Origin of the sequence: Aliivibrio kagoshimensis (genome assembly GCF_050337105.1) — a bacterium.
In the GTDB taxonomy this organism is placed as follows: domain Bacteria; phylum Pseudomonadota; class Gammaproteobacteria; order Enterobacterales; family Vibrionaceae; genus Aliivibrio_A; species Aliivibrio_A kagoshimensis.
This window is the reverse complement of sequence record NZ_JAKJSQ010000024.1, coordinates 42,121-53,938: the sequence shown is the minus strand read 5'-3', so window position 1 is coordinate 53,938 and position 11,818 is coordinate 42,121. Positions and strand designations below refer to the sequence as shown.

11 protein-coding genes are annotated in these 11,818 nt (G+C 43.4%); 1 reads left to right on the top strand and 10 read right to left on the bottom strand.

The genetic code is table 11. The features are described 5' to 3' along the window. Positions 1 to 193: 193 nt before the first annotated feature. From pheT to L4C32_RS10035, 10 genes are all read right to left on the bottom strand, one after another. On the bottom strand, positions 194 to 2,584 hold the full coding sequence (pheT, locus tag L4C32_RS10080; RefSeq protein WP_428196748.1) for a phenylalanine--tRNA ligase subunit beta: 2,391 nt from the start codon (positions 2,582 to 2,584) through the stop codon (positions 194 to 196). Positions 2,585 to 2,601: 17 nt separating this feature from the next. After that, the gene (gene pheS / locus L4C32_RS10075; protein ID WP_428196751.1) at positions 2,602 to 3,585 is read right to left on the bottom strand and encodes a phenylalanine--tRNA ligase subunit alpha; all 984 of its coding nucleotides are present in this window, start codon (positions 3,583 to 3,585) and stop codon (positions 2,602 to 2,604) included. A 260-nt stretch (positions 3,586 to 3,845) separates the two neighbouring features. Further along, positions 3,846 to 4,199 (bottom strand): 50S ribosomal protein L20, encoded by a 354-nt coding sequence (gene rplT, locus L4C32_RS10070; RefSeq protein ID WP_428196747.1) that lies wholly within the window; start codon positions 4,197 to 4,199, stop codon positions 3,846 to 3,848. A gap of 39 nt (positions 4,200 to 4,238) precedes the next feature. Continuing rightward, on the bottom strand, positions 4,239 to 4,433 hold the full coding sequence (gene rpmI, locus L4C32_RS10065; RefSeq protein ID WP_428196746.1) for a 50S ribosomal protein L35: 195 nt from the start codon (positions 4,431 to 4,433) through the stop codon (positions 4,239 to 4,241). Positions 4,434 to 4,536: 103 nt separating this feature from the next. Next, positions 4,537 to 5,088, bottom strand: coding sequence for a translation initiation factor IF-3 (gene infC / locus L4C32_RS10060; RefSeq protein WP_428196750.1), 552 nt, complete (start codon positions 5,086 to 5,088; stop codon positions 4,537 to 4,539). A 3-nt stretch (positions 5,089 to 5,091) separates the two neighbouring features. After that, entirely contained in the window at positions 5,092 to 7,020 is a 1,929-nt protein-coding gene (thrS, locus tag L4C32_RS10055) for a threonine--tRNA ligase (protein WP_428196745.1), read from the bottom strand. Between the two features lie 203 nt (positions 7,021 to 7,223). Continuing rightward, positions 7,224 to 7,973 carry an SDR family oxidoreductase gene (locus tag L4C32_RS10050; protein ID WP_428196744.1) on the bottom strand — a complete coding sequence of 250 codons (750 nt, stop codon included), beginning with the start codon at positions 7,971 to 7,973 and terminating at the stop codon, positions 7,224 to 7,226. A 2-nt stretch (positions 7,974 to 7,975) separates the two neighbouring features. Beyond that, on the bottom strand, positions 7,976 to 8,671 hold the full coding sequence (locus tag L4C32_RS10045) for an MOSC domain-containing protein (protein ID WP_428196743.1): 696 nt from the start codon (positions 8,669 to 8,671) through the stop codon (positions 7,976 to 7,978). Positions 8,672 to 8,683: 12 nt separating this feature from the next. Then, positions 8,684 to 9,088, bottom strand: a complete 405-nt coding sequence (locus tag L4C32_RS10040; RefSeq protein ID WP_428196742.1) for a GFA family protein — start codon at positions 9,086 to 9,088, stop codon at positions 8,684 to 8,686. Between the two features lie 70 nt (positions 9,089 to 9,158). Beyond that, positions 9,159 to 10,454: a rhodanese-like domain-containing protein gene (locus L4C32_RS10035; RefSeq protein ID WP_428196741.1), complete on the bottom strand. Its 1,296-nt coding sequence runs from the start codon at positions 10,452 to 10,454 to the stop codon at positions 9,159 to 9,161. Between the two features lie 390 nt (positions 10,455 to 10,844). Between L4C32_RS10035 and L4C32_RS10030 the strand changes: the two genes are divergently transcribed. Next, positions 10,845 to 11,747, top strand: a complete 903-nt coding sequence (locus L4C32_RS10030) for a DMT family transporter (RefSeq protein ID WP_428196740.1) — start codon at positions 10,845 to 10,847, stop codon at positions 11,745 to 11,747. Positions 11,748 to 11,818: the final 71 nt, after the last annotated feature.

Sequence of the window (11,818 nt, the reverse complement as noted above, 5' to 3'; positions counted from 1 at the left end):
TTTACATAGTTATTAATAACGATTTTTTTTGGAAAACAGAGAAAGAAACTAAATTTCAACATGTTACTTATCCCTTATAAAATCAAAATAATTTCGCTACTCACAGAGGAATCTGCAATTTTAATATAAAAAAACCGATTACCTTACGATAATCGGTTTAATAAGTGGCTCATTTTAGAGATAAAAGTCGGAACTAATCTCTCAAAGAGGCACCGAACTTCTCACCAACAGAAGCGACAATTGAATCTACTGCCGCAGAAATATCCGCATCTTCTAGAGTACGTTCTGTTGATTGCAATGTCAGGGCAATGGCTAAACTTTTCTTGCCATCCTCAACGCCCTGTCCTTGGTAAACATCAAACAGTTTCGCTGCGGTAAGCAGTTCACCACCTGATGCCAAACATTCGCTCACAATGTCACCTGACTGAACATGTTCACCCACAACAACCGCAATATCACGGCGGTTTGCTGGGAACTTAGACAGTGCAACTGCCTCAGGAATAACGCGTGTATTAATGGCATCCCACTCGATTTCAAACATAATAGTACGACCATTCAAGCCAAATTTACGCTCTAGCTCTGGGTGTACCGTACCGATGAAACCCACTTCTTTTCCACCAACAACGATAGCCGCTGTTTGGCCTGGGTGAAGGGCCGGGTGCTTAGCGGCTTTAAACTCATACGCTAATTCGTTAGCAGTGAGTTCAAGAACAGCTTCTAAATCACCTTTAAGATCAAAGAAATCAACGGTGTTTGTTGCAATATCCCAGTGCTCTTCACCACGAGTACCAGCGATAATACCCGCAAGCATCATCTCTTGACGCATACCGTTTTCTGCTGATTCTTCAGGAATAAAACGTAGACCCGATTCGAACAGACGAACACGTGGTTGCTGACGTTTTTGGTTATGAACAACGGTATTGATCAAACCCGTCCATAGACTAAGACGCATCGCTGACATATCCGCAGAAATCGGGAATGGCAGAATCAGCGGCTCAACGCCAGGCACAATCAACTTTTGCTGTTCTGGCTCTACAAAGCTGTAAGTAATGGCTTCGTGATAACCACGATCAACCAGAAGATCACGAACGCGCTTCAGCGGTTGGTTTGCTTCTTTGTGATCATTCATCTTAAGCGCAGCAACAGGTGCTTGATTTGGAATGTTGTTGTAACCGTAAATACGACCGACTTCTTCAATTAGGTCTTGCTCGATGGCAATATCAAAACGCCATGATGGAGACGTTGCCGTCCAACCATTATCCGTTGATTCTACAACACAACCTAGACGAGTTAAGATCTCAACCACATCCGTGGATGGAATGTGATGACCTAGCAGACCATCTAACTTACTGCGACGTAATTCAACCGTGTTTGCTGTTGGAAGATCGGCTTCAGATTCTGCTGCAGAAATAGGACCGACTTCACCACCACAAAGCTCAACAAGAAGCTGTGTTGCACGCTCCATCGCTGTTGCTTGTAATGTAGAGTCGACACCACGTTCAAATCGTAGAGATGAATCTGTGTGTAGACCGTATGCGCGCGCGCGACCTCGGATATGATCTGGTGCGAAAAATGCACACTCAAGCATAATGTCCGTGGTTTCAGAGGTCGTAACACCTGATGCTTGACCACCAAAAATACCCGCGATAGCCAGTGCTTTAGTGTGGTCAGCAATCACTAAAGTATTGCTGTTTAATTTCGCTTCGTTGCCGTCAAGAAGAGTCAGTTTCTCATCTTGCTCTGCCATACGAACCACGATACCGCCGTTGATCTTCGCAAGATCAAACGCGTGCATTGGCTGGCCTTGTTCAAGCATCACGTAGTTGGTGATATCAACAATTGCATCGATTGAACGAATACCACAACGACGCAATTTCTCTTGCATCCAAATTGGTGTTTCCGCTTTTGCGTTTACGTTTTTGATAACACGGCCAAAGTAACGTGGACACGCTTCAGCTGCTTTAACATCAATGGAAACAGTATCGTCGATACTTGTTGTTACTGCTTCTACTGTTGGCTCTGTTACGTCCGCACGATTAAGCACACCCACTTCACGAGCTAAACCACGAATACTGAAACAGTCCGCGCGGTTTGCTGTTAAGTCAACATCGATTGCAACGTCGTTCAGCTCAAGAAGCTCACGAACGTCCATACCGAGTGCAGAGCCTTCTGGCAGTTCTAAAATACCGTCAGATTCAACATCAATACCAAGCTCTGAGAAAGAACAAAGCATACCGTGTGATGGTTGACCACGCAGTTTTGCTTTCTTGATTTTAAAGTTACCAGGTAACACCGCACCAACCGTTGCCACAGCAACTGTCAGGCCTAATCGGCAATTAGCGGCACCACAAACAATGTCTAATAACTCTTCTGCGCCAACATCAACTTTTGTTACTTGCAGTTTATCGGCATCAGGGTGTTGTCCACACTCAACCACTTTACCCACTTTAACGCCGGTAAACTCACCCGCAACAGGTGCTACTTCATCAACTTCCAAACCAGCCATGGTGATTTGGTGAGCTAGCGCTTCGCTGTTAATAGCAGGTTTAACCCACTCGCGTAGCCAAGATTCACTGAATTTCATAAATTTCTAGCCCCGAATTACTTGAATTGTTTAAGGAAACGAAGGTCGTTCTCGAAGAACGCACGAAGGTCATTTACGCCATAACGAAGCATAGTTAGACGTTCAACACCCATACCAAACGCAAAGCCTGAGTATGTTTCAGGGTCGATGCCAACAGAGCGAAGTACGTTAGGGTGAACCATGCCACAACCTAATACTTCTAACCATTTTCCATCTTTACGCTTCACATCCACTTCCGCTGAAGGCTCTGTAAATGGGAAAAATGAAGGACGGAAACGCACTTCCACTTCTTCTTCAAAGAAATTACACAGGAAATCGTGAAGAATACCTTTAAGCTGTGCAAAGTTCACATTCTCATCAACTAACATGCCTTCCACTTGGTGGAACATTGGTGTGTGAGTTTGATCGTAATCGTTACGATAAACACGACCAGGGGCAATGAAACGGAATGGGGGTTTGCCATTTTCCATGGTACGGATCTGAACACCTGATGTGTGCGTACGCAACATTAAATCAGGGTTAAAGAAGAACGTATCGTGGTCAGTACGTGCAGGGTGATCGTCTGCAATGTTTAGCGCATCGAAGTTATGAAATGCATCTTCGATTTCAGGTCCAGATTCAGTGCTAAAACCAAGCTCACCAAAGAACTGCTCAATACGTTCAACGGTACGAGTCACAGGGTGTAAACCACCGTTCTCAATACGACGGCCTGGCAGGCTTACATCGATCGTTTCAGCCGCAAGTTTTGCTTCAAGCTCTTCACGTTGTAGCGACGCTTTGCGCTCAACAAGAAGGGCTTGTACCGCTTGCTTCGCTTTATTGATCTCTTGACCCGCGGTGCGACGCTCTTCTGGTGGTAGTTTACCTAGGCTCTGTAGTTGAAGGGTTAAGTGCCCTTTCTTACCTAAATACTGAACTCGGACTTCGTCCAGAGCGACTAATGAATCAGCCTGCTCAATTGCTGCCGTAGCATTGGCAATGATCTCTTCTAGATGTTGCATCGTTTCCTCATCCACTTCAAAGGTGGTGTCCATAGCATCGTTAAAATTTTATCGATATATAGTAAAGAAACATGAGGATAAAACCAAACTGAAATGAGGGTTAAACAGGTTAAAAGTGAAATTAATTGCCATTTTAAGCGCAGATGGGGTAAAGCGTAGAGAAAATGGAGGTTTTGTTTACTTAAAATAAAAAAGGAGAGCTATAAATAGCTCTCCTTCGAAATTTAAGCGTTAAGGCTAGTAAGCCTTGTCTGTTCTAATTACAGAGCAGCTTTTGCTTTTTCAACAAGTGCAGTAAATGCAAACTTGTCGTAAACAGCGATGTCAGCAAGAATCTTACGATCGATTTCGATAGATGCTTTCTTAAGGCCATTGATTAGACGGCTGTAAGACATACCATTTTGACGTGCAGCAGCATTGATACGAGCAATCCAAAGTTGACGGAAAACACGTTTCTTCTGACGACGGTCACGGTAAGCGTATTGACCAGCTTTTGTAACTGCTTGGAAAGCTACACGATAAACACGTGAACGTGCTCCGTAATAACCTTTAGCTTGTTTTAGAACTTTCTTATGACGTGCACGAGCTTGTACACCACGTTTTACGCGAGGCATTATGTCTCTCCTAAACTAAATTAAATAAATACTAAAAAATTATGCGTATGGAAGCATACGAGCAATTGCAGCTAATTCACATTTTGGAAGTAGTGCATTTGGACGAAGCTGACGCTTGTTTTTAGTAGTACGTTTAGTAAGGATGTGACGCTTACCAGCGTGCTTAAATTTGATACCACCAGCCGTTTTCTTGAAACGCTTAGAAGCACCTTTGTTTGATTTCATCTTAGTCATGATGAATGTAACTCCGCATTGTTGCGTTAATAAACATAGTAACCAGGCGAATAAAACGGCGCTGCCCTAAAGCCGCGCCGTGCTTATTACTTGAATGCCTTAATTACTTCTTTTTCGGTGCAATAACCATGATCATCTGGCGACCTTCGATACGCGTTGGGAAGCTTTCAACTACAGCAATTTCTTCTGTATCAGCTTTCAAACGGTTTAGAACGTCAACACCAATGCTCTGGTGAGCCATTTCACGTCCGCGGAAACGGATCGTTACTTTGACCTTATTGCCCTCTTCAATGAAGCGAACCAGGTTGCGTAGTTTTACCTGATAGTCGCCTACATCTGTGCCAGGTCGGAATTTGATTTCCTTGATCTGGACCTTAGTCTGTTTTTTCTTTTGCTCTTTAGCAGCCTTGCTCTTCTCGAACAGGAATTTACCATAGTCCATCACACGACAAACTGGTGGCTCGGCATTCGGGCTGATTTCAACTAAATCCACACCAGCTTCAAGCGCAATTTCTGCAGCTTCGTTTAGAGAAACGACACCAAGAGATTCGCCATCAAGGCCTGTAAGACGTACTTCTGATACGTCAGTAATTTCACCGTTTAGACGATGTGCATTTTGTTTAGCCGGCTGTTGGGCTCTTTTTCCGCCTTTAATACCTTATTCCTCCACAATATTGAGCTTTCGGGTGCTAACGTCTTGCTGCAATAGTGCAACAAAATCATCAATCTTGAATTTACCCAAGTCTTTACCTTTACGAGTACGTACTGCTATTTCGCCAGCTTCCATTTCTTGGTCACCACAAACTAACATATACGGAACACGCTTTAATGTGTGTTCACGGATTTTAAAGCCTATCTTCTCATTTCTCAAGTCTGCTTTTGCTCTAAAACCACTTTTTTGCAGTTTTTTCGCAACTTCTTGAACATAATCAGATTGTTTGTCCGTAATATTCATCACAACGACCTGTTCTGGAGCCAACCACGTAGGGAAGAAACCAGCGTACTCTTCGATGAGAATACCGATGAAACGCTCAAGTGATCCTAAAATCGCTCGGTGAATCATTACAGGAGTATGGCGCTCATTGTCTTCGCCAACATAAGTTGCACCCAGACGTTCTGGAAGCGCGAAGTCTAACTGAACTGTGCCACATTGCCAAGCACGATCTAAACAATCGTGCAAAGTAAATTCAATTTTTGGTCCGTAGAACGCGCCTTCACCCTCTTGAACATCATATTCAATGTTCATCGACTCAAGTGCTAGAGTCAGGTCAGCTTCTGCTTTGTCCCACATTTCGTCGGTGCCAACACGCTGTTCAGGGCGCGTTGAAAGCTTAACCACAATGTTTTCAAAACCAAATGTTTGATAAACATCATAAACCATTTCGATACAGCTCTTCACTTCCGCTTGTACTTGAGACTCTGTACAGAATACGTGTGCATCGTCTTGCGTAAAGCCACGTACACGCATAATGCCGTGTAGCGCACCAGAAGGCTCATTACGGTGACAACTACCAAACTCCGCCATGCGAAGTGGCAAATCACGGTAAGATTTTAGGCCTTGGTTAAAGATCTGAACGTGTCCTGGACAGTTCATTGGTTTAATTGCGTACTCACGGTTCTCAGAGCTTGTTGTAAACATCGCTTCTGCGTATTTGTCCCAGTGACCAGAACGTTCCCAAAGTACGCGATCCATCATTAATGGACCTTTTACTTCTTGGTAATCATATTCAGTCAGTTTTTCACGAATGAACACTTCTAAGTCACGGAATATTGACCAACCGTTGTGGTGCCAGAAGACCATACCCGGCGCTTCTTGTTGCATATGGAAAAGGTCTAAATGTTTCCCAATTTTACGGTGATCACGCTTAGCCGCTTCTTCAAGGCGCACTAAGTGCGCTTTAAGCAATTTCTTATCTTGGAACGCGGTACCATAGATACGCTGCAACATTTTATTGTCGCTGTTACCACGCCAGTACGCCCCAGCAACATTCAGAATTTTAAAGTTCTGGCAGAAGCTCATGTTCGGTACGTGAGGACCACGACACATGTCGATGTACTCTTCGTGATGATATAACCCTGGACGATCGTCTTTCGACACGTTCTCATCCAAGATGGCAATTTTGTACTCTTCGCCACGCGCTTCGAACGCATCGCGAGCTTCTTGCCAGCTGACCGTTTTTTTCACAACTTGATATTTTGTTTTTGCCAGCTCTTTCATGCGCTTTTCGATCGCATCAAGATCTTCTTGAGTGAATGAGTGCTCAAGATCAATATCGTAGTAGAAGCCATTGTCGATGGTTGGACCAATCGCCATTTTTGCTTCAGGGAAAAGTTGCTTAACCGCATGACCTAAAAGGTGAGCGCAAGAGTGACGTAAAATTTCTAAACCATCTTCATCACGAGCGGTGATGATTTCAAGTTGTGCATCGTTTTCAATCAAGTCACAAGCGTCTACACGAACACCATCAACACGACCAGCGATACAAGCTTTCGCAAGACCAGGGCCGATGTCTGAGGCAACATCCATAGTAGATACAGCATTATCGAATTGACGTTGACTGCCGTCAGGAAGAGTAATTACAGGCATTGTTAGTCCTTCACAGTGGTGCTGCATACCAAGCAGCACATGGAAATTATTGTATTAATATTATTTAACTGATTATCGAGTAAAACAGCTTAAACGTTAATATGAAGTACAACGTTAAGCGCAAATACAGATGCACTTAATGTATGTATCTGCGCATTTTAAACAAATAGGAGAAAATCACAATGGCAAGATTGAGTTAACGCTTATAAACCGCCCGCTGTATCAATAAAGCTGCCCGTGGTAAATGTTGATTTATCACTGGCTAACCAGTAAATCGCTTCAGCTACCTCTATAGGCAATCCACCTCTTTGCATTGGTATTTTGCTTTTTAAACGCTCTATCCGATCAGGCTCCCCACCGTCAGCATGCATATCTGTATAGATCAAACCAGGACGGACACCATTGACTCGTATCTCTTCCGCAGCGACCTCTCTCGCAAGCCCAATGGTAAGCGTATCAATTGCCCCCTTGGATGCTGCATAGTCGATGTATTCATTCGGAGAACCCGATTTGGCAGCACCGGAAGAGACATTAACAATGGCACCTCCTGCCCCACCATACTTGGTCGACATTCTCTTCACCGCTTCTTTGCTACATAAAAAATAGCTGGTGACGTTATTGATTAAAATCGAATTGATTCGCTCGGCACTCATTGCATCCAATCGTGTCTGGGGCTTCAAAATACCCGCATTATTGACCAACACCGATACTCTGCCCAACTCTTGGTCTACCGTTGCAAACAGTCGCTGCACATCCTGCTCATTAGAGACATCAGCTTGAACGGTAATACAGCGCCCACCTTGTTCGATAATTTGGCGTGCTAGCTGTTCTGCAGGTGCTGATTGCGATTTGTAATTGATACATACCGCATACCCTTGTTGTGCAAATAGCTGAGTGGTGGCAGCACCAATCCCGCGGCTGCCCCCTGTTATGATTGCGATTTTATCTGCCATTGTTATGCATGCCCTAATAATCGATAATTCCAGTTTTCTAACTCACCCGTTTGCAAGCGCTTCGTTACGGTATTTTGCCAACTTTGTGAGAGTTTTTTCACTCCCTGTAAGCGTAAGAGCCCCTCTTGATTAAGCGGATCAGAAAAAAACAGTTCGCACACTTGTTTCACCGTTAGCGCGCTCTCTTCTCTCTCTATTAGGGTCAAGGGACTGTCGAAGCTAATCTTACCTGGTTTGATCACTCGATAGAGCCAACCACAACGACTTAGCTGCTGCATTAAGACGGACACGTCAACAGCCTCCCAACGTTGGTTTAACTTGTAACAAGGAGAGCGAGGTTGGCTTACCTCAATGATTGCCTCACCCCACTGGTATCGATCACCAATGCAGACATTCTCTTCATTCATGCCTAGTGTACTGAGATTTTCACCCATCCCTGGCGCTTTCCATTTCTCTGCAGGCTCCGCATACTGATGTTGCCAAAAGTGATAGTGCTCCGCGGGATAGTGATGCAATGCCCGCTCTGTACCTCCATGGAATTTGTGCTCCGCACACTCATCACCTTCTAAGCCTAATTCAGACAAAAATAGGGGCTCTGTCACCTGTTGCTTATTGATAGCACTCGTTAAACCAAATATCTGTTCAACCTTACCTATAAAAACGCGTGTCTCTATCGCTGGACTGTTTGCATCGCTCATTCGTTTTCTCTTCTATCGGTTGGGTTCATGCTTCTCATATCTAGGTAAGTTAGCATCCAACTCTTCCCAGTTTGCTTTAGACGGTATGAAGTTGTGTGAGATCGGTCTTTCGACAATATCAGAATCTAACGCGCCAAGTCGTAATCGAATTCTTTGGGGATCGTTTGCATTGGAGCTGAAGATAGGAGTGGCACACACTGAGCAAAAATGGCGCTTCATACCCACTTTTCGTTCAAAGTACTTGAGGGAAGTACTGCCTTTCGTAATTTCAAAATCTGATTGTTCAACAAAACCATTGGTCGCAAAAGCCGTACCTGAGGCTTTTCTACATAGTGAACAGTGACAATGGATAATGGAGGAGATCTCACCATTTACAGTGAATGCAATCTCCCCACACAAGCAACTTCCTTGATACATCTGACTCTCCGAAAATGATACACATTCTTATAGAGAATAAAGTATTCAGATATATCAAGTTCGTCAAGTATTAAGGTTTGCTCATCATAGGGGCAATATCGCCACTTGCGATAGGGTTGCTTTTATCTTCGCTCCATTCAAACCAGCCACCATCATATAGGCTGATGTTTTCCCACCCCATGACATATGCGTAAAAGAGCGTTTCTGATGCACGCCAACCAGTGCCGCAATAGAAAGAGACCTGTTGTTGCGGCTGAATACCCCAATCCCCCCATAATTGGGTTATCTCTTCTGGACTGCGCATTGTATTGTCTGGATTTCGGAAATCTTCCAGCGAGTTGGCGTTTGAGCCCGCGTGCCCCCATTTTGAACCATCAATCCGGCCTTTAGTCGGTATATATTTATAACCACTGGTATCTCCAATAAACTCTTCCCAGCTGCGTATACTGACTAGTGAACTCTGTTCAGGCGTTTTCAATATCTTTTTTGCCTGCAGAGTATCAATGATCACCTCTGGCTTGGCTGGAATTGCTCTACCAAAATCCACCGGTGTTAATGCTTTTGGCAACAAGGATTCGGTTTTATACCCTTCTTTCACCCATGCTGCCATGCCACCATTTAGCAAACGTACATCCTCTACGCCTGCATACATCATGGTTGTGGCTGCACGTGCGGCTGGCATAGTATCTCTGCCATATAATATCACCGTAGTATCATAACGAATCCCAAGGTTGGCAATGGTCTCCGTTAACTTCTCATCAGAAACTAAGTTCCACAGCGGCTCCTCTTCAATATTATTGGTGTTTAGATAGTACGCTGTTGGTATATGAGATAGTGCAAACTTAGCAGGAGGGCCCCAAGCTACTTCAACTAAACGATACCCATTTTTAGGCGCATGTTCGGTCTTCTCGCCATTAATTACTTTATTGACCCATTGTGGCGTCACCAACTGCTGATAGTTAGGTTGTGCCACCAGCTCATTTGGGTAGTGAGTCAATGGTTCATCGATGCTATAAATTTTATCAAAACCGACTGATTGCAACTTTTTAGAGATTCCCGCCAGACTCCCTGAGGCACAATAGAGATACGTCGGTTTATCCTTAACAATATTTTTTTTAGCGATGAGTGATTCGAGCTGCTTTTCGTTCAACTTGGTTAACCATTGAGCATCAATATTGATAGCACCTTGAATATGACCACCTCGACTCATTCCTTGCTCTGGCCATCCATTAAAAAAGTTACTCGATCGGCAATCAACAATCTGAATATCATCCTTATCTAACAAGGAAAGTTGTTCAAAAGAGGTGGCTGAAACAGACATGCTGGTCGCGACAGATGCCACGCTTAAAAATGTTAATATTTTCATTGCTACTACTTAATGGTTAACAGTCATTGGATGGAAAAAATATATACATAATGCCTCAATAAAACACACGTTTAGATCTCGTTCTTTAAAACTAGTACAAGAAATCATTGAAACATTTGACCTAGTTATCGCCGTAAATAGAAGCCCATATTACTGACACTTTTAACAGAATTAACTGCTCTTATCTTTTCAATTTATAAACTGAAGATTTAGTAAGAAGAACCTACAAATATTAAAAGTCGTAAAACCCAACCTATACGAAAATATCAGTTATTTGAACTGGATAAATACCAATAATGTGAAGTAAAAGTCAAAATTACGGCGATATATCCACTATTATCCGCCRCGTAAATTACTGGATAATTCGCTTATTTTTGGTGGGCTATATAGATGAACAACAATCAAAATCCTTCTTCCTTATATCTATTTTATACGATCATCGCAGCGACAAGCTTAGGTGCCGTAGCGACAATAGCAAAATACGCACAAGTGACCTCTGAAACGTTAACTTTTTATCGTATTTTTTTTGGTCTGGTTTTTTTAGCCCTCTATCTATTGAAAAGTAAACAGACCAATTTAATGTTCAAAAAACCAACCTGGTTACTGTTACTAAACGGTGTGTTTATCGCCGGAATGATGTCTACGTATGTTCAAGCAATGGAGTACATGGACATGGTGACAGTCATCATGATGATCTACCTTGCTCCCGTTGTTGCGTCATTGGTGGCACACTTCTGTATGAATGAGCGTTTAAGCTCTCTGCAGTTCACCACCATTATGTGCGCATTTTTAGGGTTTTCGATGGTCATGGAGTTTCAACTGTCCCTTTCTGGTGCTGAACTACAAGGCTTCATCTACTCCTTTATTGCACTAGGTTGTTACACCTCTTTTATTATTGTTAACCGATTGGTTGATGAGCGTATTCATGACTTTACTCGTAGTAGTTACCAGTTAATCGTTGGATCAATTTGTATGCTACCATTTGCCTGGCAAGATATGTTTGACCTCAGTATTGCTCAGTTTGGTTGGATGGTACTGGCCGGATTGATCCCTGGATTTTTAGGCATCGTATTATCTATTGTGGCATTAAGAAAAGTCTCTGCTGCCACATTTGGAACCTTAGCCTATATGGAGCCAGTCACGGTCATTGCTTTAGGTTGGTTGCTGTTTGGTCAGACCCTTTCATTCATGCAAATTTCAGGTTGTCTTGTCATTATCATGGCTGGCCTATTACAAGCAAAACTAGCACTTGGACAGCAGCAACAAATGGTTGCCGCCAACGACGCGATATAACGCGAAGGATGACCACAAAAAAAGCGTGTATGGGGGAACATACACGCTTGATTAATTAGCGAGAATAAAAC